The sequence below is a fragment of the Streptomyces ardesiacus genome (genome assembly GCF_003112575.1).
GTDB lineage: Bacteria > Actinomycetota > Actinomycetes > Streptomycetales > Streptomycetaceae > Streptomyces > Streptomyces ardesiacus.
Genome location: NZ_BEWC01000004.1, coordinates 164,165 through 190,696, shown reverse-complemented (window position 1 = coordinate 190,696; position 26,532 = coordinate 164,165). Strand labels below are relative to the sequence as shown.

The 26,532-nt window shown below is 72.6% G+C and carries 27 protein-coding genes; 18 read left to right on the top strand and 9 right to left on the bottom strand.

Going from position 1 to position 26,532, the window contains the following annotated elements; all coding sequences use genetic code 11:
* The first annotated feature begins 216 nt into the window (after positions 1–216).
* A complete protein-coding gene (locus tag Sdi02f_RS15815; RefSeq protein WP_030400521.1) occupies positions 217–831 on the top strand; it encodes a hypothetical protein in 615 nt (204 codons plus the stop codon).
* Positions 832–911: 80 nt separating this feature from the next.
* On the opposite strand, the gene Sdi02f_RS15810 is transcribed toward Sdi02f_RS15815, so the two are convergent.
* Positions 912–1,775, bottom strand: coding sequence for a helix-turn-helix transcriptional regulator (locus tag Sdi02f_RS15810; RefSeq protein ID WP_108933510.1), 864 nt, complete (start codon positions 1,773–1,775; stop codon positions 912–914).
* Positions 1,776–1,964: 189 nt separating this feature from the next.
* Between Sdi02f_RS15810 and Sdi02f_RS15805 the strand changes: the two genes are divergently transcribed.
* Entirely contained in the window at positions 1,965–2,726 is a 762-nt protein-coding gene (locus Sdi02f_RS15805) for an SDR family oxidoreductase (protein WP_108933509.1), read from the top strand.
* 165 nt (positions 2,727–2,891) lie between these two features.
* On the opposite strand, the gene Sdi02f_RS15800 is transcribed toward Sdi02f_RS15805, so the two are convergent.
* Positions 2,892–3,572: a MerR family transcriptional regulator gene (locus tag Sdi02f_RS15800; protein ID WP_108933508.1), complete on the bottom strand. Its 681-nt coding sequence runs from the start codon at positions 3,570–3,572 to the stop codon at positions 2,892–2,894.
* A 129-nt stretch (positions 3,573–3,701) separates the two neighbouring features.
* Between Sdi02f_RS15800 and Sdi02f_RS15795 the strand changes: the two genes are divergently transcribed.
* Positions 3,702–4,115 (top strand): DUF3291 domain-containing protein, encoded by a 414-nt coding sequence (locus tag Sdi02f_RS15795; RefSeq protein WP_108933507.1) that lies wholly within the window; start codon positions 3,702–3,704, stop codon positions 4,113–4,115.
* A 116-nt stretch (positions 4,116–4,231) separates the two neighbouring features.
* Here Sdi02f_RS15795 and Sdi02f_RS15790 read toward each other — a convergent pair whose 3' ends face one another.
* Positions 4,232–4,921 (bottom strand): TetR/AcrR family transcriptional regulator, encoded by a 690-nt coding sequence (locus Sdi02f_RS15790; RefSeq protein WP_108933506.1) that lies wholly within the window; start codon positions 4,919–4,921, stop codon positions 4,232–4,234.
* 118 nt (positions 4,922–5,039) lie between these two features.
* On the opposite strand from Sdi02f_RS15790, the gene abc-f (Sdi02f_RS15785) reads away from it, so the two are divergent.
* The 3 genes from abc-f (Sdi02f_RS15785) to Sdi02f_RS15775 all read left to right on the top strand — a co-directional run bounded on the left by abc-f (Sdi02f_RS15785) (position 5,040) and on the right by Sdi02f_RS15775 (position 9,578).
* Complete coding sequence (gene abc-f / locus Sdi02f_RS15785; RefSeq protein ID WP_108933505.1) at positions 5,040–6,668, top strand: ribosomal protection-like ABC-F family protein; 1,629 nt, start codon at positions 5,040–5,042, stop codon at positions 6,666–6,668.
* Between the two features lie 459 nt (positions 6,669–7,127).
* Positions 7,128–8,783: a ribosomal protection-like ABC-F family protein gene (gene abc-f, locus Sdi02f_RS15780; protein ID WP_108933504.1), complete on the top strand. Its 1,656-nt coding sequence runs from the start codon at positions 7,128–7,130 to the stop codon at positions 8,781–8,783.
* Between the two features lie 126 nt (positions 8,784–8,909).
* Positions 8,910–9,578, top strand: a complete 669-nt coding sequence (locus Sdi02f_RS15775) for a Type 1 glutamine amidotransferase-like domain-containing protein (RefSeq protein WP_108933503.1) — start codon at positions 8,910–8,912, stop codon at positions 9,576–9,578.
* 233 nt (positions 9,579–9,811) lie between these two features.
* On the opposite strand, the gene Sdi02f_RS15770 is transcribed toward Sdi02f_RS15775, so the two are convergent.
* The 3 genes from Sdi02f_RS15770 to Sdi02f_RS15760 form a co-directional block, all read right to left on the bottom strand.
* Complete coding sequence (locus Sdi02f_RS15770) at positions 9,812–10,150, bottom strand: YciI family protein (RefSeq protein ID WP_053639532.1); 339 nt, start codon at positions 10,148–10,150, stop codon at positions 9,812–9,814.
* Between the two features lie 9 nt (positions 10,151–10,159).
* Positions 10,160–10,603 (bottom strand): VOC family protein, encoded by a 444-nt coding sequence (locus Sdi02f_RS15765; RefSeq protein ID WP_053639533.1) that lies wholly within the window; start codon positions 10,601–10,603, stop codon positions 10,160–10,162.
* Positions 10,604–10,680: 77 nt separating this feature from the next.
* Complete coding sequence (locus tag Sdi02f_RS15760) at positions 10,681–11,745, bottom strand: bifunctional NAD(P)H-dependent oxidoreductase/GNAT family N-acetyltransferase (RefSeq protein WP_108933502.1); 1,065 nt, start codon at positions 11,743–11,745, stop codon at positions 10,681–10,683.
* Between the two features lie 30 nt (positions 11,746–11,775).
* Between Sdi02f_RS15760 and Sdi02f_RS15755 the strand changes: the two genes are divergently transcribed.
* On the top strand, positions 11,776–12,273 hold the full coding sequence (locus Sdi02f_RS15755; protein WP_108933501.1) for a MarR family winged helix-turn-helix transcriptional regulator: 498 nt from the start codon (positions 11,776–11,778) through the stop codon (positions 12,271–12,273).
* Positions 12,274–12,412: 139 nt separating this feature from the next.
* On the opposite strand, the gene Sdi02f_RS15750 is transcribed toward Sdi02f_RS15755, so the two are convergent.
* A complete protein-coding gene (locus Sdi02f_RS15750; protein ID WP_030400534.1) occupies positions 12,413–13,102 on the bottom strand; it encodes a hypothetical protein in 690 nt (229 codons plus the stop codon).
* A 285-nt stretch (positions 13,103–13,387) separates the two neighbouring features.
* Here Sdi02f_RS15750 and Sdi02f_RS15745 point away from each other — a divergent pair, with 285 nt between their 5' ends.
* Together Sdi02f_RS15745 and Sdi02f_RS15740 are read left to right on the top strand one after the other, a co-directional pair.
* Positions 13,388–13,645, top strand: a complete 258-nt coding sequence (locus Sdi02f_RS15745; protein WP_108933500.1) for a hypothetical protein — start codon at positions 13,388–13,390, stop codon at positions 13,643–13,645.
* 37 nt (positions 13,646–13,682) lie between these two features.
* The gene (locus Sdi02f_RS15740; protein ID WP_030400536.1) at positions 13,683–14,054 is read left to right on the top strand and encodes a hypothetical protein; all 372 of its coding nucleotides are present in this window, start codon (positions 13,683–13,685) and stop codon (positions 14,052–14,054) included.
* A 50-nt stretch (positions 14,055–14,104) separates the two neighbouring features.
* Here Sdi02f_RS15740 and Sdi02f_RS15735 read toward each other — a convergent pair whose 3' ends face one another.
* Positions 14,105–15,577 (bottom strand): sensor histidine kinase, encoded by a 1,473-nt coding sequence (locus Sdi02f_RS15735; protein ID WP_108933499.1) that lies wholly within the window; start codon positions 15,575–15,577, stop codon positions 14,105–14,107.
* Positions 15,574–16,305: a response regulator transcription factor gene (locus Sdi02f_RS15730; RefSeq protein WP_030400538.1), complete on the bottom strand. Its 732-nt coding sequence runs from the start codon at positions 16,303–16,305 to the stop codon at positions 15,574–15,576. Before Sdi02f_RS15730 ends, Sdi02f_RS15735 begins: the two co-directional genes overlap by 4 nt.
* Before the next feature lie 149 nt (positions 16,306–16,454).
* On the opposite strand from Sdi02f_RS15730, the gene Sdi02f_RS15725 reads away from it, so the two are divergent.
* From Sdi02f_RS15725 to Sdi02f_RS15685, 9 genes are all read left to right on the top strand, one after another.
* Positions 16,455–17,825, top strand: a complete 1,371-nt coding sequence (locus tag Sdi02f_RS15725; RefSeq protein ID WP_030400539.1) for a ferredoxin reductase family protein — start codon at positions 16,455–16,457, stop codon at positions 17,823–17,825.
* 8 nt (positions 17,826–17,833) lie between these two features.
* Entirely contained in the window at positions 17,834–18,277 is a 444-nt protein-coding gene (locus tag Sdi02f_RS15720; RefSeq protein ID WP_030400540.1) for an FMN-binding protein, read from the top strand.
* Positions 18,270–19,007, top strand: coding sequence for an FAD:protein FMN transferase (locus Sdi02f_RS15715; protein ID WP_245962198.1), 738 nt, complete (start codon positions 18,270–18,272; stop codon positions 19,005–19,007). The genes Sdi02f_RS15720 and Sdi02f_RS15715 overlap by 8 nt, the downstream gene beginning before the upstream one ends.
* 137 nt (positions 19,008–19,144) lie before the next feature.
* Positions 19,145–19,834 (top strand): response regulator, encoded by a 690-nt coding sequence (locus Sdi02f_RS15710; protein WP_108933498.1) that lies wholly within the window; start codon positions 19,145–19,147, stop codon positions 19,832–19,834.
* A 155-nt stretch (positions 19,835–19,989) separates the two neighbouring features.
* On the top strand, positions 19,990–20,895 hold the full coding sequence (locus tag Sdi02f_RS15705) for a universal stress protein (protein WP_108933497.1): 906 nt from the start codon (positions 19,990–19,992) through the stop codon (positions 20,893–20,895).
* A 26-nt stretch (positions 20,896–20,921) separates the two neighbouring features.
* Positions 20,922–21,773, top strand: coding sequence for a universal stress protein (locus tag Sdi02f_RS15700; protein WP_108933496.1), 852 nt, complete (start codon positions 20,922–20,924; stop codon positions 21,771–21,773).
* 92 nt (positions 21,774–21,865) lie between these two features.
* The gene (locus Sdi02f_RS15695) at positions 21,866–24,559 is read left to right on the top strand and encodes a bifunctional acetate--CoA ligase family protein/GNAT family N-acetyltransferase (protein ID WP_108933495.1); all 2,694 of its coding nucleotides are present in this window, start codon (positions 21,866–21,868) and stop codon (positions 24,557–24,559) included.
* A gap of 223 nt (positions 24,560–24,782) precedes the next feature.
* On the top strand, positions 24,783–25,853 hold the full coding sequence (locus Sdi02f_RS15690; protein ID WP_030400546.1) for a zinc-dependent alcohol dehydrogenase family protein: 1,071 nt from the start codon (positions 24,783–24,785) through the stop codon (positions 25,851–25,853).
* 126 nt (positions 25,854–25,979) lie between these two features.
* The gene (locus Sdi02f_RS15685) at positions 25,980–26,417 is read left to right on the top strand and encodes a pyridoxamine 5'-phosphate oxidase family protein (protein WP_031082414.1); all 438 of its coding nucleotides are present in this window, start codon (positions 25,980–25,982) and stop codon (positions 26,415–26,417) included.
* Positions 26,418–26,532 lie beyond the last annotated feature (115 nt).

The window sequence follows — 26,532 nt, the reverse complement described above, 5'->3', positions numbered from 1 at the left end:
TCGTACGACTCCAGCCCGGCCCGGGACGGTATCCCAGGCACTCATGTACCTGCACGTCAGACGGGCTGGGATGGTTCCACCGCACCCGGCCCGCCGGCGGCCCTTGCATCCGCTCCCCGTGACCGCTGATGCTCTTGGTGCCGCGCCCACCGGGCCCGGGCCGACCAGCCGGCCCCGCGGCACCCGCACCCACACGTCATCCACGGGGGAACACCCATGTCCCTGCGCATCCCAGCGAGCGCGCTCACCGCACTCACCGCCGCCGCCCTCGCGGCGGGCACGGTCCTCACCGCACCGGCCGCCGGTGCCGCGCCCACGCCCACGTTCCTGTCGGCGTCCCAGATGCCGCCGCACCCGACGTCGTCCTGGGCCGCCGGGCCCGTCACCGAGGGCTTCCCGGACGAACTCGGACTGTGCGTCAGCACGGAGACCGTGCCCGCCTACGCCTACCGGCACCGGCGGTTCCGGACCGACCTGGACACCGGCGCCGTGCAGATGACCGTCGTCGCGGGCACGACCGCCCGGGCCAAGGCGCTGGCGAAGCACTACGACGACCTGATCCGCACCTGCGCCGACCGCATCGAGGCGTCCTCGCCCGACGTCGAGGCCGAGGGCCGCGACTACGGCACCCTGCCGGTCGAGGAGGGCGCCCACGTCCGCGGCCTGCACACCGAGACCACCTGGGGCGCCACCGACATCGCCCTGCTGTCGGTCGGCCGGGACGACAGGACCGTCACCGTCGTCCAGTGGGGACAGATGGGCGACTTCCACGACGCTCCCGTGGCCGCCTTCAAGAAGACCACGAGAGCGGCCGTCGACAAGCTGTACTGACCGGGCGGCCGCCCACAGGACCGCGCCGTCCTCCCGCCACGGGGGTCGGGAGGACGGCGCCGGCATCGAGGACGTACCCCCTAGCGGTGGCCTCCGTGCGACGGCCGGTCGTGTGCGGGGCCCTCGGTCTCGGGGTGGGAGAGCGTGGCGAGCAGCCGTAGCTTCTCGTCGCTGGCGCTGTCCTTGTCGGGGTAGTACACGACGAGGATGACGTCCTCGATGGCGAGTTTGTCGCGGTGGAGGTGGAGTTCACCGACGACGGGGTGGTGGACGGTGGTCGTGCCTCCGTCGAGTGCGCGGACGTCGTGGCGGGCCCACAGGGTACGGAACCGCTGACTGGACAGTGCGAGTTCTCCGACGAGTTCGACGAACCGGGGGTTGTCGGTGTCGTCCCCGATGGTGGTGCGAAGAGCGGCGACGAAATCGGCGGTGGCCTTCGTCCAGTCCTGGTGGAAGGCCTGTTCCTCGGGGTCGAGGAGGAGGGAACGCAGCCGGTTCTGACCGGGCCGCAGGCGGGGGGAGAGGGCGACCGCCATGGGGTTGGAGGCCAGGACGTCGAACGCGCGCCCCTCGACGAACGCGGGGATCTGAAGGTGGGCGAGCAGTTCGTGCACCCGCGCCGGTACGTGCTCGGGCCGCTTGCGCCGCGGCGCTCTGGGGCGTGCCGCCGCGAGGCCGAGCAGATACGTCCGCTCGACCTCGTCGAGCTGCAGGACCCGCGCGAGTGATTCGAGGACCTGCGGCGAGGGGTTCTTGTCACGGCCCCGTTCCAGGCGCAGGTAGTAGTCGGGACTGATTCCGGCGAGCAGGGCGACTTCCTCACGGCGCAGACCGGGCACGCGGCGGTTGCCCCCCGGCGGGAGTCCCGCCTGCGCCGGGGAGACCAGCTCACGCCGGGCACGGAGGTAGCTGCCGAGCCGGTTGCCGGATTCCTCATCCTTCATACCGACACCGTAATGCGGTGCGCGCATCACAAAGGGGGCCCTGACAGGACCAGGGAAGACGGGGGCACTGCCACAGCCGGCGGAGGGCGTCAAGACTGGGACGGCACTGTTCCGGAAGGGACAGCGCGGATCACTGCCTGCGCCGCGGGCCCGAACGCCGGCGGCGCCCTGAACCGGAGGAAAGACCTCGTGGATCTCTCCAACCGCACCGTTCTCATCGTCGGCGGAACCTCGGGCATCGGGCGGGAGCTGGCCCGGCGGTTCGCCGCGGCGGGCAGCACCGTGGCCGTCGGCGGACGCAGCCCGGAGGCCCTCTCGGAACTCGCCGAGGAAGGCTTCGGCACGCTCAGTGTCGACGTCACCGACAGCGCCTCCGTCGCGTCCGCCCGCGACACCGCGCTCGCCCGTTACCCCGAGCTGGACACCGTGGTGACGATGTCCGGGGTCATGCTCCTGGAGGACCTGCGCGACCCCGCGCACTTCGAGGCGGCGGCCACGACGATCGACACCAACCTGCTCGGCACCATCCGGGTCGTCGACGCCTTCACCCCGCACCTGGTCCGACGGGGCAGCGGCACGTTCATCACCGTCACCTCCGGCATCGCCTTCCTGCCGTTCCCGCCCATGCCCAGCTACGCCGCCTCGAAGGCCGCCGTGCACGCCTACTCCGAGGCACTGCGCGCGCAGCTCGACGGCACCGGTGTCGGCGTCGTCGAGCTCGTCCCTCCGGCCGTCGCCACGGCAGGACAGGAAAAGGTGAACCCGCACGCGCTGCCGCTCGACGACTTCGCCACCGAGGTCATGCACCTGCTCTCGCAGGACCCCACCCCCGACGAGATCCTCGTGAAGGGCGTCCTCGTGCACCGCTGGGCCGAGCGCGACGGCACCTACGACGACCTCGTCGCCCAGCGCTCCCGGGCACTGGCCATGCTCCCGGGCCGCCAGGGCTGACGCCCTTCGGCCGGCGACCTCTCCCGCCGCGCGGGGCCGCCTGTCCAGCCGGCCGGCGGGCCGATGGCGGCGGAGCAACAGTGGCCCTCAGGCGCACGGTGTCCGTGCCGTGCGCCGGGCCGGCGCGGACACGGCCGTAGGCCGCGTCCGGCGTCACCGGCTGCCTCAGTCGTTGCGGAACCGCAGCGCCGAGTGGTGCTCCTGCGCGAGCCGCCGCAGGGCCAGCAGTGCCGGCTCCAGGAGCACGGTCAGCAGCAGTGCCCGCTCGGCCTGCTGCAGCGGGTCGCCCGCGTCCTGCAGCTGGTCGAGGTCCAGTTGGGCCGTGCGGTCGGCGAGTTCGGCGTACGGGACGAGCGAGCGCCAGTCGTAGTCCACCCCGAGCGCCCGCATCGTCGCCAGCGTCTCGGAGATCACCTGCGCGGCGGGCGGGTTCGGGGACGTCTGCCAGCCCATCTCGGCGGTCAGCGCCGCCACGTCGTCGACGGCGCCCCCCGCGTCCCGCTCCGCGACCGGCTCCGCGTCCCGCTCGGAGCCCTCCTCCGGGCCCGACCGCGACGGCCTGCCGGACCGCTCGACCGGCAGCGCGCCCAGCACCAGCCCGAGCAGCAGGTGCAGGTCGCCCTGATTGGCGTCCACCGCGGCCAGCACGTCCTTGGTCGCGCTCACCGACAGCCCCCGCACCCCGATCAGGGAGCGGATCAGCCGCAGCCGGCGCACGTGCTCCTCGTCGTACGCGGCCTGGTTGGCGGCCGTGGCGCGGCCGGGCGGCAGCAGCCCGTCCCGAAGGTAGTACTTGATCGTCGGGATGGAGACCCCGCTGCGGCGGCTCAGCTCGGAGATGCGCATCCGGTTCGCTTCCTGCTCGTCCTGTGTCCATGGTCCACGAGGCACCCATTTTGGATAACGGGTAGTGCCACTGTCCAATGCTCCCTACTATGGATAGTGTCACTCACCGTTCCTGAAGGCGAGATCACTGTGCCCACCCTTCCCTGGATCGTCCCGAATCCGCCCCCGCAGCACGGCACCGCGTTCGTCATGGCGTCCCGTTTCGAAGTACGGACGCTCAAGGACGTGCCCCGCTTCTTCCTGCGTTCCCTGGCCGCCTGGAAACAGGTCCGCACGGCCCCCGGCGCCTACGGCGCCTCCCTGATCGCGCAGCCCTCCAGGCGTGTCTTCTACACGCTGTCGGCCTGGCAGGACCGCGACACCCTGTACGCCTACGCCAAGTCCGAACCGCACCGCGGCATCGTGACCTCGCTGCGTTCCACGATGCGCGACTCCACCTTCACCTTCTGGGAGGTCGACGTCGCCACCCTGCCCATCACCTGGGACGACGCCAAGCGCCGGCTGGCGGAGCAGGCCCGCACCGACGTGGCGGGCGGCGCCTGAGCCCCGACGAGAGCACCGGAGACCGGGGGCGCCGCCCGCCCGCTCGCACCACCGCACCGGGCGCACGGGACCTGTCCCGATGCCCGCGCCGGCCACCGCCGGGGCGGGCGACGCCCTCATCCCCCGCCCGCCCCGGACACGAACACCCCGCCCGCCGCGCCCAGCGCCACGCTCCGGGCCGCCTGGCGTCCCAGCTCCGGGTCGGCCCCGCCGCGCACCAGCACCCGTTGCTGGTACACGGGTGCCGTGGCCGCGACCAGCACCCGCCGCGCGCACGTGCCCTCGGGGCACTCGCCCCGCCGGACCGCCCGCTCGACGACGACGGCGCACCGTGCGTACCGCTCCTCCCAGAACCGCCGCAGCGCGCCGGCGGCCTCCTGGGAACGGAACGAGGCGGCGATCAGCGCGGCGACGACCGCCTCGGCGGAGAGGGCGGCTTCCACCTCGGCGTTCACGGCCACCAGGTCCCCCTCCAGCGTCCCCGTGTCCGGTGGCCGCCAGTCGTCACCCCCGGCGGCGTCGAGAACGTCGGCGAGCAGCCCGCCCACGTCCCGCCAGCGCCGGTACACCGTCGTGCGGTGCACCCCGGCCCGCTCCGCCACCGCGTCCATCGTCAGCTCGTCGTAACCCCGCTCCACGAGCAACTCCCGCGCCGCGACGAGTACGTGTGCCCGGACGCGTGCGGTACGGCCGCCCGGCCGTCGTACCGGGACCGACGCCGAGGGCCCCGTCCGCCCACCGTCCGACGGTCGACCGGACCCGGGTCCCGTGTCGCGATTTCCGCTTGCTCCCACCGCGGCCACCATGACAGCATCTTAATGCAACTGTTGTCGCAGTAAGGAGTGGACATGCTCTTCCGGGACGCTCACCGGATCCCGCGGCCCGCCGGGGCCGCCCCGCACACGAACGTCTCGGAGCACCCTCATGCCCACGCAGATCAGCGCCCGCGCCGTCACGAAGTCGTACCACGGCCGTCTCGTCCTCGACTCCGTCACCTGCACCCTCACCACGGGTGAGCGCACCGGCATCATCGGGGAGAACGGCTCGGGGAAGACCACCCTGCTGCGCCTGTTCGCCCGGGCGGAGCAGCCGGACACCGGCGAGATCACCGTCCAGGCCGACGGGGGAGTCGGGCATCTCGCGCAGAACGGTGGCCTCCCCGCGCACCACACCGTCCAGCAGGCCGTCGACGACGCCCTGAGCGACCTGCGCGCCATGGAACGCCGCATGCGCGACCTGGAAGCCGCCATGACCGACGGAGACGGCGACGACCGGGTCCTCGCCGAGTACGGCGACCTGCTGACCGCCTTCGAACTGCGCGGCGGTTACGAGGCCGACGCCCGCGTCGAGCGCGCCCTGCGCGGCCTCGGCCTCGGGCACCTGCCGCGCGACCGGGCCGTCGGCGCGCTGTCCGGCGGCGAGCAGGTCCGTCTGCGCCTGGCGGCGCTCCTGGCCGCGTCCCCCGAGGTCCTGCTGCTGGACGAGCCCACCAACCACCTCGACGACGCCGCCCTGGCCTGGCTCGAGGACCACCTGCGCACCCGGCGCGGCACCACCGTCGCGGTCTCCCACGACCGCACCTTCCTCGATCGCGTCACCACCACCCTGCTGGAGGTCGACGCCGACCGCCGCACCGTCACCCGCTACGGCAACGGCTACGCCGGCTACCTCGCCGAGAAGGCCGCGGCCCGGCAGCGCTGGGTTCAGGAACACGCCCGCTGGGAGGCGGAGGTGGCCGCCCAGCGGGAGGCGGCCGCCACCACCGCCCGCCGTGTCGCCCCCGGCCGGGCCATCACCGACGGCAACAAGATGGCGTACGACCGCGCCGGCGGCCGCGTCCAGCAGTCCCTGGCCAGCAGGGTGCGCAACGCCGAGGAACGCCTGCGCCGCCTGCTCGCCGAGCCCGTGCCCGCGCCGCCCGAACCGCTCCGCTTCACGCCCGCCCTGCGTTCGGGCCGGCTCACCGGCACGGTCCTGGACGCCACGGGTGTCGCCGTCGCCGGCCGCCTGGCTCCCACCGATCTCACCGTCCGGGCAGGGGACCGCCTCCTGATCACGGGGAGCAACGGCACCGGCAAGAGCACCCTGCTGAGCGTCCTGGCCGGACGGCTCGCACCCGACGCCGGCCGGGTCACCCGCCGGGGGCGCCTGGGTCACCTCCCTCAGGAGCCCGCCCCCGGCCGCCCCGGCGTGACCCTGCTCCAGGCCTACGCCCGGGGCCTGCCGGGGCAGCCCGAGGAGCACGCCCAACGCCTGCTGGCCCTCGGCCTGTTCACCCCGGAACGCCTCACGGCCCGCGTCACCGAACTGTCCACGGGCCAGCGCCAGCGTCTGGCCCTGGCCCGCCTGCTGACCCGGCCCTGCGACGTCCTGCTGCTGGACGAACCCACCAACCATCTCTCCCCAGCGCTCGTCGAAGACCTGGAACGGGCCCTGGCCGACTATCCCGGCACGCTCGTCCTGGTCTCCCACGACCGCAGCCTGCGCGGCCGGTGGCAGGGCGAGCACATCGCCCTCTCCCCGCGCGACACGGTCCCGTCCCCGGCCAACTGACGGGAGGGGCCGGTGTCCATGGACTGCCCGCGGACAGGGCGCCGACCCCCCTTGCTCCATCCGGCGCCCAACCGGCCCGAGCGCGTCGGGCTGCTGCGCGGCGACCGACGGTCCGTCGGTGAGCGCCGCAGGCGCTGCTACGAGCTCAACGAGGCCGCACGCCGGACGCCGGACGCCGATCAGCGAGCGGACGGCGTGGCAGGAGTTCACCACGGCCATCGGCGTGGTCCTGAACCCCGTCACGTGGCCCGGCGTCTCCACATGAGCGCCGTGCCCCCGCGGACCGAGCCCACGAGGACTACGTCACCGCCCTGGTCGCCGCCGCTCCCGCCTTGAGACGAGACGCTTCGTCTTGCTAGGGTGAGGTCATGGCTTTCCTCTTCTTCGTCTGAGTCCCGGCACGGCCCCGCCGCCGTTTCTGCTGCCCGTAGGCCCTTCGCACCCCCAGGGAAAGCCCTCATGCGCGACCGCGCTCGCACCACCCTGCCCACCGCCGCCGTCCCCGCCGTGGCGCAGCTCTCCGTCAGGTGCGTCACCAAGTCGTACGGCACCCGAACCCTCCTCGACCAGGTCTCCTTCACCGTCCGCCCGGGCGAGAAGGCCGCCGTGATCGGTGAGAACGGCTCCGGCAAGTCCACCCTGCTGCGGCTGCTCGCCACCGCCGAGGTGCCGGACGCCGGGGAGGTCACCGTCCGGTTCCCCGGTGGGACCGGCCACCTGGCCCAGACCCGCGACCTCGACGCGGACCGCACCGTGCAGGACGCCGTCGACCTCGCCCTGGCCGAACTGCGCGACATGGAGCGGCGGCTGCGTGCCGCAGAGGCGTCCCTCGCCGACGCGTCGGAGGAGGAACTCACCGCGTACGGTGACCTGTTGACCGCCTACGAGGAGCGCGGCGGATACGAGGCGGACGCCCGCGTGGACGCCGCCGTGCACGGGCTGGGGCTGGCCCGGATCACCCGGGAACGCCCGCTCGGCTCGCTGTCCGGAGGCGAGCAGGCGCGGCTCGCGCTCGCCTGTGTGCTGGCCGCCGCCCCCGAACTGCTGCTCCTGGACGAGCCGACGAACCACCTCGACGCGGCCGCCGTGCGCTGGCTGGAGGACCACCTGCGCGCCCACCGCGGCACCGTCGTCGCGGTCACCCACGACCGAGGCTTCCTGGAACGCATCGCCACCACCGTCCTCGAGGTCGACCGGGACGAGCGCACCGTGCGCAGGTACGGCGACGGATGGGCCGGCTACCGCGCCGCGAAGGCCGCAGCCAGGCGCGGAGCCGAGCAGCGGTACGCGGACTGGGCCGAGGAGGTGACCCGCGCGGAGGAACTGCTGGAGGCCGCCGGCAGGCGACTGGCCGGCACCGGCCGTGACCCGAAGCAGGGCTTCGGCAAGCACCGCCGCTCCAGCGAGGCGAAGCTCGGCGGGCAGGTGCGCTCGGTGCGCGAGCGCCTGGACCGGCTGCGGCGCAACCCGGTGGCCGAGCCGCCGGCACCCCTCCGGTTCCAGACGGCGCCGCCGTCGGCGGTCGCCGGCCCGGCGCAGGGCACACTCGCCGAACTGGACCACGTACGGGTCGGGGAACGGCTGCGCCTGGACGGGCTCATAACCGTGGAACCCGGTGGGCGCCTCCTCGTCACGGGCGAGAACGGTGCGGGCAAGTCGACGCTGCTGCGCGTCCTGGCCGGCGACCTGCAGCCGGACGCGGGCACGGTACGCCGCCCCGCCCGGATCGGCTACCTCGCCCAGGAACTGCCCGCGCACGCCCCGCCCATGCCGCTGCTCGCCGCGTTCGCCGCCGGGCGGCCCGGGACGCCGGACGAGCACGCCGAACGCCTCCTGTCCCTGGGCCTGTTCCGCGAACAGGACCTCCACGTCCCGGTCGCCGCCCTGTCCGTGGGACAACGGCGGCGGCTGCAGATCGCGACCCTGGTGACCCGGCCCGCAGACCTCCTGGTCCTCGACGAACCGACCAACCACATCGCACTCGACCTGGTCGAGGACCTCCAGACGGCGCTCGCGGCGTACCCGGGGGCGGTGGTCGCGGTCTCGCACGACCGGGACTTCCGTGCACGCTTCGAAGCCGAGCACCTGGAACTGCACGCCGGCCGAAGGCGCTGACCCGGCCCGCGCTTGCGCCCGCGCCGACGTGCGACACACTCGGCTCATGCCGTGTCCCGGCCGTCTGCTCCCACGTCCGGTGAACGGGTTTTGCGCGGCCCCCTTCAGCCGTGCTTGGCTCGCCGGATGAACTTTCTGATGACGGCGAGCGGCCTGCGCAACGAGACGCTGCGGGACGCTCTGCGGGACATGCTGGGCAAGCCCTTCGGGTCGGCGAACGTCGTGTACGTCCCCACGGCGTCCGTCGCCGAGCCCGGCGACCACGGGTGGCTCGTCGCGGACATGAACCGGCTGTACGGCCTCGGCTGGCGGGAGTTCGACGTCCTGGAGCTGAACGGCCTGCCCCCGCGGTTGGTGCTCGACCGGCTGCTCCACGCCGACGTCATCTATGGGGCAGGCGGCAGCCATTACCACCTCGCGCGCAGCATCACCGGCAACGGCCTGGCCGACGGTCTCCTGAAGGCGCTGGAGAGCCGGATCTACGTGGGGTTCAGCGCCGGATCAATGATCTTCAGCCGCCATCTCACCGCACACTCGGCCGACGTCATCGGGGACGCCGCGGACCTGCACGTACTCGGCGCGACGACCGTGGAGCCGCCGTTCGGCCTCTTCGACTGGTATCTCAAGCCCCACCTGTACTCACCGGACTTCCCCGAGCGGGACGACGCCTGGGCCGACCGGATCGCCGAGCGGGCGGACTTCCCGGTGTACTTCATCGACGACGAGACGGCCGTCCGCGTCAGGGACGGCGAGCTGGACGTCGTCACGGAAGGCCGGTGGCGGTTCCATCCGTGACGGAGTCCGGGTGAGGGGAAGGCCAGTTCTGGTCGATGGCGGTCATGGGTCGAACTGTCCACGCTCAGCCCTGACTTCCGCACCGACCTGATCATTCACACGACCGAGCCGGGCACCCCCTCGGAGGACCGCCTGACCGCATCAAGAGTCCTCGCCGGTTGCACGGCACCAGGTCCTCACTCACGGCAAGTCGCACGCTGCGGGGAGGCGGCGGTTGTGCCGGCGGGGATCGTTCACGCGGGGAGAGCGTCTCCGGGGAAGCCGTGGCACGGGTGGACCTCGCAGCGCATCATCCCGGCCCGCACGCAGGGGTCCTGGGCCATGATCTCCGCGGCTTCCTCGGTCGGCACCGTCATGATCGCGACGCCGGCCACGGTGTCGGAGGCGACCGGGCACAGGATCGCGATCACCCCGTCTGCGCGCAGCGACACCATGCGCCGCTGGTGTTCGCGTTCGACGGCGTCCGCGCCGTCCATCGTCCGTTTCGGCCCCCAGTGGAGGAGCGCCAGGCTGTAGGGCCGCGCGGACGTGGCCAGAGCCTGAATCTGTTCGTCGGTCACGGTCGTGCTCATGATGCTCCCCTACTTCTCGATGCGCTCGGCCAAGGAGACGATGATTCCTTCGGGCCCGCGGACGTAGGCCATCCGCCACACGCCCTCGTATGTGCCGATGCCTCCCACCAGGCCGTAGCCGTTGACTGCGGCATGCTCGACCGCGGCGTGGAGGTCGTGCACCTCGAAGGCGACGTTGCGGAGGCCCAACTCGTTGGCCGGCGCGGCAGGCGAGCCCGGGAGGTGGTCCGGCCGCGTGAAGCTGGAGAGCTCCAGCGTCGTCCCTCCGCCGGGCGGTCGCAGCATGACGATCTCGGTGCGGGCGTTGCTCATGCCGACCACCGTGTCCAGGAACTCGCCTTCGACAGCCATCTTCCGGTCGGCCTCCAGGCCGAGGCCGACGAAGAACGCCGTCGCGGCGTCGAGGTCGGCGACGGTGATGCCGACGTGGTCGAAGCGCCTGACGAACGTCATCGGATTCCCTTCAAGGCATCGTGCCGGACGAACATGACCGCTCCTCGAGCCCTTGCTTCCGGCGGGCCCCGAAGCGCTCAGGCAGGGACGGCTTTGGCGAGGTGGACCACACCGTCGTCCGCTTCCTCGCGAAGCGGAGCGTACCCCTGACTCTCGTAAAGGGCGAGGTTCCGGCTGCTGGCGGCGCCGGTGGACAGGACGATGCGCCGGCAACCCTGCCCGGCCGACTCGGCCATGCGGAGCAGCCATCGGCCCAGACCGCGCCCGCGCAGGTCGGGGACGACGGCGAGCCGCCCCACGTGCAGGTCTTCGCCGCTGCGACGCGTCCGTACCATCCCGAGGAGCCGGCCGTCCCGCCACAGGCCCGTGGCCTGCCAGTCGGCCAGCCACGCGCGCACCTGGTGGGGCGACTCGTGCAGGGCCGGTATTGCCAGGGTGCTGTTGGCGACCGCCTCCTCGGTCCAGCAGCAGCGCTGCAGCACCGTCACCTCCGGGGCGTCGTCCGGGGCGAGGCGCCGTGCGTACGAACCCGCGACGGGGCCTGCCACCGCGTTCACGCGCCCGCGCTCGCGAAGCGGGGCCAGGGCGTGAGCGACCCGCACGAGTTCCGCAAGCAGTCCCTCGGCGGCGGCTTCGAGGTGCGTTCCGGGGTGCAAGCGGCCCTCTCGCATCGCGTCCGCGATCCGGATCGCGACGGTGGAGCCCAGGGGGACGAGGCGAAGGGTGGTCATCACCTGCTTGGCGTGCTGGACCGCTCGGGTGCCCGCCGAGGTGTGGCCGTAGCTCACGAACCCGACCGGCTTCCAGGCCCACTCGGGGCCGAGGTAGTCGAGCGCGTTCTTCAGGGTCGCGGGCATCCCGTAGTTGTACTCCGGCGTCACGACGACGAAGCCGTCGGCCTCGTCGACGATCGCGCTCCACCGGCGCGTGTGTTCGTGGTGGTAGACGCCGGTCGAGGGGTGCTCCTCCTCGTCCAGGAAGGGCAGCTGCAGATCACCGAGGGCCAGCGGCGCCAGGTCCACGTCCAGCGTGAGGGCGCTCGGTGCGAGCGTCTCCGTCAGCCATGTGCCGACTGCCGGGCCGAGCGCGCCGGGACGAGTACTGCAGATCAGTACCAGGACACGCGGTCTTTTCGTTGACATGGAAATGAAATTACCTGGTAATTTGATTACATGTCAACGAATGTGTCGGACGGTGCTACCCGCTGGCTCGGTCCGGAGGAGGAGCAGGCCTGGAGGGCCTACCGCCGCATGGTGACCGTCGTGCAGGCCCGCACCGCGCAGGACCTGGCCGAACTCGGTTTGTCCGAGCCCGACTACGAGGTGCTCAGCACCCTGTCCGAGCGCGCCGACGGCACCGGCACCCTGCGTGAGCAGGCCGCCAAGATGGAGTGGTCCCGAAGCCGTTTGTCCCGCCACGCCACCCGCATGGAGGCGCGTGGGCTCATCCGCCGTGAACCGGACCCGGCTGACGGCAGAGGTTGCTTCCTGGTGCTCACCGAGAGGGGACTGGACACTCTCCGGCAAGCCGCTCCCACTCATGTCGCCTCAGTGCGGCGCCACCTCATCGACCAGCTCGAACCCCAAGAGCTCGAGATCCTCGGCCGCATCGCCGCCAGACTCGCGGGCGACCCGGAGGACCCGTCAGGAACCGGCCGACGCCGGCCTTGATCTCCTCGCCGAGGCGTACCGGAGCGTGCTGCGGCACGTCGCCGAGATCGCCCTCGCCGAACCCGCCCGGCGGGAAGGCGGTTTGCCCTTTGGAGTCCAGGCACGGGATGCCGGCCCGCCCGGTGGGGAAGTCCGCCGATCAGCCGCTGACCGTACGCAGAAAGTGATCGGCGTCGTCCGGCTCGCCCAGTCGGCCCAGCTCCAGCCAGGAACCGTCGGCAAAGGCGAGCCGGAAGGTGGCGTACCCCCGCGGCTGGCCCGCCTCCCCCTCGATCCGGGCCTGGTCGAGGGGGAACTCCGTGACGGTCCGGAAATCGTCGGCCTTGGTCGGCGACAGCCGACGGCGAGGGGACGCGGCCACGCAGATGCGGTCACGGGTCAGCAGGACCAGGCGCTTGGGGCTGGGCGAGTGCCCGTACCAACGCAGCAGGAGCTGGCCCGCGGTCAGGTTCCAGTCCCCGTCGAACACCCCGTTGGCCGGGTCCTGCGCACGATCCCCCTCACGAGAACGGCCACGGCCGGAACGCTGTGGGCCGGGCGGGGTACGCGACTGTCCGGTCTGCCCGCCACGGCTCCGTCCCGACAGCAGGTGGTCGAGTTTGCTGCCGAGTCTGTCAATCAAGAACATCGGTACGACCACGAAGAAGAACACCACGGCCCCGACGTACAGCAACCAGTGGTGGCGCGATTTCAGGCGTCCCTTGCCCGCGGCACGGTGAACGTCCTTGGGCGGTGCGGGGATGGGCTTGTGGATCTCACACCAGACCAGGGCCACGGGTTCCTCGCCCAGGATCTTCCGCGCCCGCCGCTGCACCTTGCGCTTCGCCATGCCGAAGATCCTAGTGCCGGCCTTCCACCAGGGGCTGAGGGACGGGCAGTTGGTGGCCGAGGTCCCTGTCCCACCGCCGGGACCGCCCTCACCGGGTCGCCGGAGCGGGCGGCGGACCGTGCCGCCGGAGCGTACGGCCCGAGGCAGCGCACGGGCGGGACGTACGTGGCCATGAGGAGCGTCACGCGGACGCCGGTATGACGAATGCACCCACACGGGCGGCGCACTGAGCAAACGCATGACAGCGCCCCCACCGGGACGGCTATCAACGGTGCATGCTCACGAGTGTGTCCGGGCGGCCTGGCCGCCGCTGCGCTCACCGTCCTGCCCCCGGCCGTCGCCGCGCCCGCCCACGCGGCGGAGACCCTTCCTCGGGCCGAGACCATCACCCGCTGTCCGGTCGCGGACCAGGCCCGTGGGGCCTGTGCCCCGGACGCCGCCCTGCACGGGAGCGCCGACACGATCCTGTCCGGGGACACCACCAGCCGCGCCGCGGCCACCGCCTGCACGGAGCAGGCCGTGACGTACGAGCAGGCCCCGTAACCGGGGTGAGGCACCGCACGCGAACAGGGAGAAGCTGATGACCACAGCACGAAGGACCCGACGGCGGACTGCCACGGTTGCGGCCGCGTTCATGGCTGCCGTCGGCTCACTGCTGGTGACCGCGGCACCTGCGCGTGCCGAAGTGAAGTCCACCTGCGGCACCTACATCTGCGTCGCCACCGCGTACCAGGGCCGCGACTACGTCCAGGACATCACCGTCACCACGCGGGACGGCCTGGCGGGGACGCTGCGTGCGTTCGTCGGCGACTACCGAGGGAGCAGGGCGAACGTCTCGCGGTGGCGGTTCGTCGTCAACCAGGAGATCAGGGCGTACCCGAGGCTGGCCGTCTGCGGTGGCCTCGATCGCGGCGGCCGGGTTGTCGAGAACCACTGCGTGATGATCCCCTGAGCCCTGCCCCGGGTGCGCCGCGACAGGCCTGCTCGGAAGCGGGCTTGGGTCTATCCAGGCGGTCGGGGTGGCAAACGCACGGTGAACCTGGTCGTGCCCGGTTCGCTGGTGACGGTCGCCGTGCCGCCGTGAGCAGCGGCCACGGCGGCGACGATGGACAGCCCGAGACCCGTGCCGCCGCCGTCGGCGCCGCGAGGACCGTCCCCGTGGACGAAGCGTTCGAAGAGGTGCCCGCGCAGCGAGGGCGGGATTCCTGGACCGTCGTCGGTCACCGTGAGGCGGGCCGTGCCGTCGTCGTCCCGCGTGACTTCCACGGTGACGGCGGTCCCGGGTGGTGTGTGCAGCCGGGCATTGGCCGTGAGATTCGCGAGGAGCTGGTGAAGGCGGTGCCGGTCGCCCGACACGACGACCGGCTCCTGCGGCAGTTCGAGGGTCCACCGGTGATCCGGACCGGCCGCGCGGGCGTCGGCGACCACGTCCAGCACGAGCCGTGTCAGGTCGACGGGTTCGTACTCCAGGGGGCGCCCGGCGTCCAGGCGCGCGAGCAGGAGCAGATCGTCGACCACGGCGCCCATCCGGGACGCCTCCGCGACGATCCGCTCCAGAGCACGGCTCACCTCGGGGGGCAGGGGCACCTGCTCGGAGTGGAGCAGGGCCAGCTCGGCGTGGCCGCGCACCGAGGCCACCGGGGTGCGCAGCTCGTGGCTCGCGTCCGCGGAGAAGCTGCGCAGACGTTCCTCACTGCGCTGGCGCTGGGTCAGGGCGTGCTCCACGTGCCCCAGCATCCGGTTGAACGCGCTGGTGACCTGGTCGACCTCCTCGCTGCGCGGCCGGGCGTCGGGGGCACGCGGGGGCAGCGTCACGGTCCCACTGGCGAGAGGGAGTTCACTGACGCGGGCCGCGGTGTCGGCGATGCGGCTGAGGGAGCTCAGGGACCAGCGCACCCACAGAGCACCCGCGACGCCGGCACCGGCGAGCGCCAGACCGAAGACGCTGCCCGCCACGAGTTCGAGCCGGTGCACCGCCGCCTCGACCGGCTCCAGCGGCAGGCCGGTGATCAGGGTGTCGCCGTCCCGCCCCCGCCAGGCCATCACCCGGTAGTCGTCGAGGCCGGTGAGCTCGACGCTGTGGCCGTGTCCGTCCCTGGGGACAGCCGCAAGGGTCCGGGCGTCACTGCCGTCGACCTTCAGGGTGACCACGTCGGCCCGTGCATCGCCTCGCCGGACCACGGCGGCGTTGGTCACCTCGCCGTCCACGATGCGCACCCCGAGTGTCTCGGCGGCCTGACGGCGGGTGTCACCGCGTTCGTCCCCGTCGTGGTCGCCGTGATCCGTGCCGGGGTGCTCCAGACTTGCCGCGAAGGCGCTGCCGGTGTCGGTGAGCTGCTGGTCGAGACGGTCGGTGAGGAACCCGTTGAGTTCCAGCACGGCCGCCCCTCCCACCGCTGCGGACGCCACGGCGAGCAGGACCAGCAGCCCCGCGGTGAGACGGGCGCGCAGGGTGCGGCGTCGCGGCCACCTCACCGGTGCGCCGGCCTCAGGACGTATCCGGTGCCGCGCACCGTGTGGATCATCGGGGCGCGACCGGAGTCGATCTTCTTGCGCAGGTACGAGATGTACAGCTCGACGACGTGCGCCTGGCCTCCGAAGTCGTAGGACCAGACCAGATCGAGAAGCTGTGTCTTGCTCAGGACCCGACGTGTGTGCCGCATGAGGCAGCGCAGCAGCTGGAACTCGGTCGGCGACAGGTCGATCGGATCTCCGCCCCGGGTGACCTCGTGCGCGTCCTCGTCCAGTTCCAGGTCCCCGACCACGAGCAGGGAGCCGGCTGCCCGCTCGCGTGTCATTCCGGCGCGGCGCAACAGGCCCTGCAGCCGCGCGACGAGTTCCCCGAGACTGAAGGGCTTGGTCACGTAGTCGTCGCCGCCCGCCGTGATCCCGTTGATCCGGTCCTCGACGGCGTCACGCGCCGTGAGGAAGAGAACACACACGTGCGGCTGCTCGGCGCGCAGGTCGCGCAGGACCGACAGCCCGTCGCGGTCCGGCAGCATGATGTCCAGGACGACGGCGTCGGGTCGGAAGGTGCGCGCCTCACGGAGAGCGGCGTCGGCCGAGCCCGCACTGCGCACATCCCAGCCCTCGTACCGCAGGGCTCCGGTGACGACCTCGGCGAGGTCGGGTTCGTCGTCGACGACGAGGACGCGCACGGGGGTGCCGTCGGAACGGGTCAGAGCTGCGTTGCGTGTGTTCATGACCCACCCAGCATCTCCCGCAACCCTCTGGATTTCCTCTGAACGCCCTCTGTGTCCTTCCCGCACCGTCGGGGCCGGGGCGCCGGCTCAGAGCCCGCTCAGAGGTTGCGGCGCCACAGTGGACACCCCCTGCTGTGAGGAGACGCCCCGTGACGACCGCGACCGACCGACGGCCTCCGGCGCGACACCGTGCCGGCCGCACCGCGTGGCGGGTGCCACCGGCCGCACCGTTGCTGGCAGCCGCGTGGGCCGGAGGCATCGCCGTACTCGCCCTGTGGTGGCGGGACACGGGCGCGGTGGTCGGCGTGGCCGGCTGGCTCACCGGAGCGGGGCGCATCACGGGGCTCCTGTGCGGATACATGTGTGCCGTGCTGGTGGCCCTCATGGCGAGGGTGCCGTGGGTGGAGAGCCGGGTGGGCAGCGACCGTGCCGCACGCTGGCACGCCTCGGCGGGGCGCTGGACCATCGGCCTGCTCCTGGCGCACGTCCTGCTGATCGTTCTCGGCTACGCGGCACAGGCGCAGGTCGGGGCGTTGAAGGAGCTCGGGACGATCGTCTTCGATCTGCCGGACATGCTCAAAGCCACGGCAGGCGCACTGATACTGCTCGTCGTCGGCTACACGTCGGTGCGCGCGGTACGGCGTCGGATGCGCTACGAGACCTGGTACCACCTGCACCTGCTCACGTACGCGGCGGTCTTCCTGGGCTTCTCGCACCAACTGGCCGTCGGTGCCGAGTTCGTCGCCCATGCACCCGCCCGCGCCGCGTGGTACACGCTCTACATCGGTGTGGCCTGCCTGGTCCTCTACTTCCGGGTCCTCACTCCGTTGCGTCTCAACCTCCGGCACCGGATTCGCGTCGAGGCCGCCGTACGCGAGGCTCCGGGCGTGTACTCGGTCTGGCTGCGGGGCCGTCGGCTCGACCGGCTCGGCGCCCGGCCCGGGCAGTTCCTGCGCTGGCGGTTCCTGACCCGCGGCATGTGGGGCGCCAGCCATCCGTACTCGCTCTCGGCCTTGCCGCGCGACGACCTGATGCGCATCACCGTCAAGACGCTCGGCGACCACAGTGCGGCCGTTGCCGACCTCCACCCGGGCACCCGCGTGTGGGCGGAGGGGCCGTACGGCGCTCTCACCGCGGCGCGACGCAGCCGCCGCAAGGTGCTGCTGATCGCGGGCGGTACCGGGATCACCCCGCTGCGCACGCTGTTCGAGACGCTGCCCGCCGCCCCCGGCGACCTGACGCTGCTCTACCGGGCGCGCACGCCGGAAGAGCTGGCGCTGAGCGAGGAGCTGGAGGCGATAGCGGCCGCACGCGGTGCCCGCCTCGTGTACGTCCTGAACGACCCGGACGGCTCCCGCGCCCGGATCACCGCGGACCGGCTCAGGGCGACGGTGCCGGACGTCGAGCGGCACGACGTGTACCTGTGCGGTCCGAGGGGACTGTCCCTGGCCGTGTACGACGCCCTGCGGGACGCCGGGGTGCCCACGGTCCGCATCCACCACGAGTCCTTCGAACTGTGAGCCCCGCCATGCGTGCCCACCCCGTCCGCCGCACGGCGCTGACCTGCGCGGCCACCGTCACCGTGACGGTCCTCGCCCTGTCCCTCAAACCCCACCACCAGCCGGTCGGCACGCTGCCGCCCACCACGGCGCCCGCGCCGAGCAGCAGCGCCGGTGCCGGGGGAGCGTCCTCGGGGGTCCGCACGGTCACGGGCCCCACGGTCCAGACCCGCTACGGACCCGTCCAGGTGGAACTCACCCTCGACGGTTCCCGGATCACCGCAGCGCGCGCGGTGCAGTCCCCGGGCGGCGACCCCCGCAGCCGGCAGATCAACGCCTCCGCGGTGCCCGCCCTCATCAAGGAGACGGTGCAGGCCCAGAGCGCCCACCTCGACACCGTCTCGGGCGCGACCTACACCAGCGAGGGCTACATCGGCTCCCTGCAGAGCGCGCTGGACCAGGCCCGTGCGTGAGCCGGAGCTGCACCGTGTGGTGCACACGATGGGCACGGTGTTCTCCTGCACGGTGCGCGTCGAGCCGACGCCTCGCCTGCGCCGTGCCCTCGACGAGGCCGAAAGCCTGCTGCACCACGTCGACGAGGTCTTCTCACCCTTCCGGCCCGACAGTGCCGTCACCCGTGTCAGGCACGGGCGGCCCGTGCCCAGGCAGTGGCAGCCCGAGCTGAGCGAGATCGTCACCCTGTGCGCCGACGCCCACCGGCGAACCGGAGGCGCGTTCTCTGCGTGGCACTCGGGAGTCTTCGACCCGACCGGTCTCGTCAAGGGATGGGCGGTGGAGCGTGCCGCGCTCCTGCTCCACGAGGCGGGAGCCGAACGCGTCTGTCTCAACGGGGGAGGCGATGTGCAACTGTACGGCGGACCCTGGCGCGTAGGCATCGCCCATCCCCTGCGGCCCGGCTTCTGCGCCGCGGTGGTCGAGTCGCCCGGAGGCCCGCTGGGGATCGCCACGTCCGGGCCCAGCGAGCGAGGGTGCCACATCATTGACCCGCGCACCGGCCTGCCACCCGCCAACGGCCCCGCCTCGCTGACGGTGACCGGTCCTTCGCTCACCGAGGCCGACATGCTCGCGACGGCGGCCTCCTGCATGGGCTCCGAGGCGCGCGGGTGGCTGGGCGCGCAGCAGGGCGTCGCGGCATTCGGGGTGATGCCGGACGAACAGACCTGGAGCGCCGGCGCCTTTTGAACGAGGGTGCGGAGAGTGGCACCGGAGGCGCAGTCGGAAGGACGGCCCGAAGAGGGCCCGGCCGGCGCTGGCACCGGAGCCGGTCCGGGAGAAGACTGGTCCAGTGGCAAGGACGCCTCTTCGAGGAGCGACCGACGATGGACAGCGAGCAGGCCGGCCGGGCGACCGAGATCAGAGTTTTCCTCCTGGACGATCACGCGGTCGTCCGGCGAGGGGTGCACGACCTGCTCGACGACGAACCCGACATCACGGTGGTCGGTGAGGGGGCGACCGTCGAACAGGCCCTCGTGCGCGTCCCCGCACTGCGTCCCGACGTGGCCGTGCTGGACGTACGGCTGCCGGACGGCGACGGGGTGACCGTGTGCCGGGAACTGCGGTCGGCACTGCCGGACCTCGCCTGTCTGATGCTGACCTCGTTCGACGACGAGGAAGCGCTGCTCGACTCGATCATGGCAGGCGCCGCCGGGTACGTCCTCAAACAGATCGAGGGCTCGGACCTCGTCGCGGCCGTACGCACGGTGGCCCGAGGCCAGTCGCTGCTGGACCCGAGTGCCACCGCGAGACTGATGGCCCGCTTGCGAGGCGGTCCGAAACAGGAGGAGGAGCCGGACGCGCTGCCCGGTCTGACCGAGCGGGAGCGGGACATCCTGGCGCTGATCGGGGAGGGGCTCACCAACCGGCAAATCGGCCAGCGGCTGTATCTGGCCGAGAAGACGGTCAAGAACCACATCTCACGCCTGCTCGCCAAGCTGGGCGTGGAGCGTCGCGTTCAGGCCGCCGTCATCGCCACCCACGCGGAGGAACGCCTGCGGGACGAAGGGCACTGAGCGCCCACCGCGAGTTCGCTCTCCGTCCGCCGTGGGGCCCGACCCCACGAGCCCGCCGAAGGGACCCTCGGCCGTGTCCGGGGACGAGCGGCCCTACCCCCGCCGACCGGCAGCACGACAGGCTGAAGGGAGAAGGCGACACGGAGGTGAGCGGCATGACCCGCACGATCACCGTCGGGATCGACGGCTCGCCCGAGAGCCACGCCGCCGCCGAGTGGGCCGCCCGCGAGGCCGAACTGCGCCACCTGCCGGTACGACTGCTGCACGTCTGGGAGCCGGCTCCCGCGGTCTTGGCCCAGGAGCCGATTCTCGGCTCCAAGACCCACCAGAACTGGGTCGAGCACATCCCGCGGAAGGTGGCCGAAGGGCTCCGGCTGCGCCACCCGGGTGTCCTGGTGACCAGTGACCAGCGGTCCGGCCCGCCGGCCGACACCCTGGTCAGCGACGCCGACGCGGCGGAACTGCTGGTCCTCGGCTCGCGCGCCCTGAGCGGACTCGGCGGCTTTCTGGTCGGTTCCGTCGGACAGTCCGTGATCGCCCGCAGCGAGACTCCCGTGGTCCTCGTGCGCGCCGGCGCGCAGGCGGCCGACGAACATGTCATGGACCCCGTCGGCATCCCGTCCGCGGTCACCGCCTTCCGGCCGGTCGTCGTCGGACTCGACGCCGACAGCCCCGACGACGGTGTGCTCGCCTTCGCTTTCGAGGAGGCACAGCGCCGCGGAACGGCCGTGCACGTGGTCAGCGCCTGGCGGCCGCCGCCCTCCTCCACCTACCCCCTGGCCGCCGACGCCGTACTCGGCCAAGGAGCGGCCCGCAGGAAGGCCGCGGACCTCACCCGGCTGCTCCTGCCCTGGCGGCAGAAGTACCCGGACGTCGAGGTCATCGAGGCGTCCCGCCCGGGCAGCCCCGCCCGCCATCTGGTCGACGTCTCACACGGTGCGTCCCTGCTGGTCGTCGGGCGCCGCGTCCGGCACAACCCGTTCGGCGTGCACGTCGGCGCGGTCGCGCACGCGGCGCTGCACCACGTCGGTGCACCCGTCGCCGTCGTCGCGCATCCCTGACCGTCCCGTTTGAGAGGAGGGGCGTCATGTATCTGCCTCTAGTGGTCGGAGTCGACGGCTCCGAGCCCAGCCTGCGGGCTGTGGACTGGGCGGCGGACGAGGCCGCCCTGCACGGAGTTCCCCTCCTTGTGGTCTTCGGGACCCTGTGGGAGCGGTATGAGGGTGCGGCGCTCGCACGTGAACTGGGCAAACCCTCCGCCGGTCTGAAGGCCGACGTCATCGTGCGCGCCGCCGCCCGGCGTGCGCGGCGGCTGCACCCCGACCTCGTCGTCACCACCGAAGCGGTGCCCGACGAGGCGGAGCAGGCCCTGGAACGCGCCGGACGCAACGCTTCCATGATCATTGCGGGCAGCCGGGGCCGCAGCGGCATCGCCGACAGGCTGCTGGGTTCCGTCAGCCGGACCGTGGCCGCCGGGAGCGACTGCCCGGTGGTCGTCGTCCGCGGCAGCGACGACAACCGGGCCCTGGGCGGGCGACACGGCCGTATCGTCGTCGGGGTCGGCGAGGCATCGGCAGCCGCCCTGCGGTTCGCCTTCACGGAAGCGCGTCTGCGCCACGTGCCACTGGCAGCCGTACGGGCCTGGCGCTGTCCCGCCCACGACACGGCCGATCACCCTCTGCTGACGGGAGAACCCGCCCGGCTGTACGAGGCGTACGCGGCCAAGGAACTGGACGCAGCCCTGGAAGCCGCGCCGTCCGACGTCACTGTGCGCCGGCACACCGTCGAGGGCCCGGCCCGCGCGGTGCTGCCCGCGGCTTCGGCGGAAGCCGGCCTGCTGGTGATCGGCCGGCGCACCCACGGGCGGCTCGGCAGGACCGCCCACGCCGTCCTGCACCGCTCCGCCTGCCCGGTCGTCGTCGTGCCCGAGTGGGCGTGAGCGCGCCGCGCGGCCCGGAGCCGGCGGGGACCGTCGACCGACTGGCGCGGGGCCGGTCCGCGCCGCCGGCACGGGGGCGAGAGGAGAGTCCGATGACAGGCGACCTGAGCGGTCCCGCGATCCATGCCCTGCTCGCGGACGGCACCACCGTCCGCGTCCGAGCCGTGGAACCCGAGGACCGCGATCAACTGCACAGGCTCTACGCGCGGATGTCGCCGGAGAACCTGCGCATGCGCTTCTTCGCCGTGAGCCCTCGATCCGCCGCCCTCGCCGCGGATCACGCCTGTACACCCTCCGGTCCCGGCCACCGGGCTCTGGCGGCCGAGCTGCAGGGCCGGATCATCGGCCTCGCCGAGTACGACGCGTGCGACGAGCGACGATCGGCCGAGCTGGCCGTCGCCGTGGCGGACGGCCAGCACCGTCGCGGCGTGGGCACCCTGCTCGTGGAGCACCTGGCGTCCGCGGCCCGGGCCGACGGCATCACGCTGTTCCTGGCCGACGCCCTCAGTGAGAACGCGGAAGTGCTGCGTCTCTTCTCCGACCTGGGGCTGCGGGTCACTCGTCGCACCGACGGACCCGAGACGCGCTGCACCATCGCGCTCGACCAGGACGACGCCTACCTCAGGGCCGTGGAGGAACGCGGGCGTACCGCGGACCTGGCCAGTATGGAACCTCTCTTCAGGCCCCGGTCGGTCGCCGTGGTGGGAGCCGGCCGACGGCCCGGTTCCGTGGGACGCGCCGTACTCCGACACCTGCGCACCAGCGGCTTCACCGGTCGATTGTTCGCAGTCAATCCCCACGCCCACGCACTCCTCGGCGTTCCGTCGTACCCGGCCGTCGCGGCACTGCCCTTCCCTCCCGACCTCGTGGTCGTTGCCACCCCCGCCACCGCCGTGCCGACCGTGGCGGAAGAGGCAGGCGAAGCAGGCGTGCACGCCATGGTGGTGCTGTCGGCGGGTCTCGACCCGGTTCAGGCACAGGCGCTGCTCACCGCCTGCCGCACCCACGGGATACGCCTCGTCGGCCCCAACTGCCTCGGTGTCGCCAACACCGACCCGGCGCTGCGGATGGACGCGACCTTCGCCGCCGGACATCCGCGTCCGGGTACCGCGGGCATCGGCGTCCAGTCCGGCGGTGTCGGCATCGCCCTGCTCGAAGGGCTGGCCCGCCTGGGCATCGGGGTGTCGACGTTCGCCTCGCTCGGCGACAAGTACGACGTCAGCGGCAACGACATGCTCCAGTGGTGGGAGAACGACGGCACGACCGATCTCGCCCTGCTGCACCTGGAGTCCTTCGGCAACCCGCGGGCCTTCTCCCGCACCGCCCGGCGCGTCACCCGCCGGATGCCGTTGCTCACCGTCGACGCCGGTCGCACCGACGCGGGACGTCGGGCGGCCGCCTCGCACAGCGCCGCCGCGGCCACCGGCACCCTGACGAGGCAGGCCCTGTTCATCCAGGCCGGCATCACCGCGACCCGCTCCGTCGGCGAACTGCTGGAGGCGGCCGCCCTGTTCCACGCCCAGCCCCTGCCCGCCGGCACCAGGGTCGCCGTCGTGACCAACGCGGGCGGGGCCGGCGTACTCGCGGCCGACGCGTGCGTGGAGGCGGGGCTCGTCCTGCCCGCGCTCACCTCCGACCTGGTCGGGGACCTGCTCGCGGTGCTGCCCGACGGAGCGGCCGTCGGCAACCCCGTGGACGTCACCGCCGCCGTCGCCGAGGACGAACTGGGTGCCTGCCTCGACCGGCTCACCGCCCATCGCGGTGTCGACGCCGTCGTGGTGGCCCTCGTCCCCACGGCTGTGGCCGCCGCGACCGGCGATGACCTGGTGCGCGCCGTCACACGGGGGCCCGCCGCACGGCGCAGTCCCGTCGCCCTCGTCCGTTTGGAGCAGGACGCGTCCGTCCGCCTGCTGCCGGCGGCCGAGGGAGGGGAGATCCCCTCATACGCCCAACCGCACGCTGCCGCACGTGCGCTGGCCCATGCCGCCCGCCGGACGGCCTGGCTGGCCCGGCCTCCCGGCACCAGGCGGACCCCGGAGGGCATCGACCCGCCACGGGCGCGCGCGGTGGCCGACCAGTGGCTCACCGGGCACCCGGAGGGCGGTTGGCCCGGGCCGCGCACCTGCGCCGAACTCCTGGGCTGCTACGGCATCCCGCAGTCCCCGTGGGCCTGGGCGGAGACCGAGGACGACGCCGTACGCGCCGCCGAGCACCTGGGCGGCTCGGACGGCGGCAGGGTCGTGCTGAAGGCGCACTGGCCGGGTCTGGTGCACAAGAGCGAACAGCATGCCGTTCGTCTCGATCTCCTGGGCGAAGCCCAGGTACGGAGCGCGTACCAGGACCTCCGGACACGCTTCGAGGGACTGATGACCGGTGTCGTCGTGCAACCGCTGGCGGAACGCGGCACCGAACTGCTCGCGGGAATCGTCCAGGACCAGGTCTTCGGACCGCTGATCATTTTCGGACTGGGTGGTACCGCCACGGAGGTGTTCGCCGACCGGGCGGCTCGCCTCGCCCCGCTCACCGACCTGGACGTGCACGATCTGATCGCCTCACCGCGCTGCGCTCCGCTGCTGTTCGGCGCGTCCGGCGCGGACCCCCTCGACCTCGACGGTCTGGAGCAACTGCTCCACCGGCTCTCGGGGATGGCGGAGAACGTGCCGCAACTCGCCGAGGCCGACCTCAATCCGGTCCTCGCGACACCCGGCGGGCTCGCGGTCCTGGACGCCCGCGTGCGCCTGCTGCCACCCCGTCCGCACGACCCGTATCTGCGCCGGCTCCGCTGACGAGGGGCCGAGCATCCGAACGGCTCACGACGCCAGGACGGCCCTGGTGGACCCGGGGCCGACGGGCGGCGGGAGAGGGCCGACCGGCCCAAGCGCGTGAGCCCTGCCGGGGACAGCCTGGAGTGGTGGGGCAGTCCCCGTCGTAGTGGCGGTCGTGGGCCCACCCGGCGCAGACCGGTCCCCGGGCCCCGGAGGCTCCCGAGCACAGAGAGTGAGTATCGCGATGAAGGGCTACGTATTCCACGGTCCGGGCCGGTCCGCGTGGGAGGATCTGCCCGATCCCGACCTCAAGGAACCCACCGACGCCATCGTGCGGGTCGACGCCGTCACCATCTGCGGGACCGACCTGCACATCCTGAAGGGGGACGTCCCCGAGGTGCGCCCTGGAACCGTCCTCGGCCACGAAGCGGTCGGCGAGATCGTCGAGGTCGGCACGGACGTGCGTACCGTCCGGCCGGGGGACCGCGTCCTGGTGTCCTGCATCACCGCCTGCGGAAGGTGCCGGTACTGCCGTGAGGGCGCCTACGGCCAGTGCCTCGGCGGGGGCGGCTGGATCCTCGGCCACCTGATCAACGGTACGCAGGCGGAGTACGTCCGGGTTCCGCATGCGGACCTCTCCGTACACCCCCTGCCGGGTGCGGTCGCCGACGAGGACGCCGTACTGCTGGCCGACATCTTCCCCACGGCCTACGAGGTGGGCGTGCTCAACGGACGTGTCCGCCCCGGCGACACGGTGGTCGTGGTGGGCGCCGGCCCCATCGGCCTCGCCGCCGTCGCCACGGCACGGCTGTTCGCCCCCGAACGGGTCGTCGTCGTGGACCTGGCCGCGGCCCGGCTGGAGGCCGCACGGAAGCTCGGCGCCGATGCCGTCGCCGACGCCCGGGAAGAGCCGGAGCAACTGGTCGCCGACTTCACCGGGGGCCTCGGTGCCGATGTCGTCATCGAGGCGGTGGGCGTTCCGGAGACCTTCGAGATGTGCACCCGGATGGTGCGCGCGGGCGGGCACGTCGCCAACATCGGCGTGCACGGCAGGCCGGCGACCCTGCACCTGGAAGACCTGTGGATCAAAAACATCACCATCACCACCGGTCTGGTCGACACCCGGTCCACGCCGACGCTGCTGCGGATGACGGCGTCCGGCCGGCTCCCCACTGCCCAGTTGGTGACCCACACCTTCCCACTGGAGCGCATGGAGGAGGCGTACGAGGTCTTCTCCGCCGCTGCCGACACCGGAGCGCTGAAGGTCGTCCTCGGCGGTCCCCAGCGCGAAGTCGTCGCCGCAGACGCGGTGTGACACGCCCGGCCCGGGCGCCCGCGGGCCGATCCCGGGGAAGCCCGGCGTTCGCGGTGTCGCACACCGTCCCGACCGAGACGAGGAAGGCCGCACCCACCACACGCACACGCGAGAGACGGCCGGCTGATGTATGGCAACGACGGATTCCGCGAACTGGACCGGCGGGAATGCCTGGAGCGATTGGCGGCGGCAGTCGTGGGCCGCGTCGTCTTCACGCAGGAAGCCCTGCCCGCCGTCCTCCCGTTCCGCTTCTGGCTGGACCGGGACGGTGCCGTGGTGCTGCGCACCTCGTCGGTGTCCGAGATGGCCCGTGCGGTCGACGGGGCGGTCGTCGCGTTCGAGGCCGACGAGGTCGACGCGGCGGCACACGCGGGCTGGAGCGTCGTCGTCACCGGAGTCGCCTCCGTGATAGCCGACGCCGCCGAGCGGGAACGCCTCCGGGAGAGGGGCCCACGCTCGCGGGTGTCGTGGCCCGGCGAGATCTTCGTTCGCATCACCCCCGAACTCGTCACCGGTCGTGAACTCCTCGCCGGAACCGTTGACGGCGTGCGTCTTTCCCGCTGACAGGTCCTGCTCTCTCACCTGCCGTCGTCCACCTGCCGTCGTCGGATTGGCCTCCGTCCCGTGCGGCCCGCCCGGCCCCCCCCTTCCGAGCATCGGATTCTCCTCGCGCAAAGGA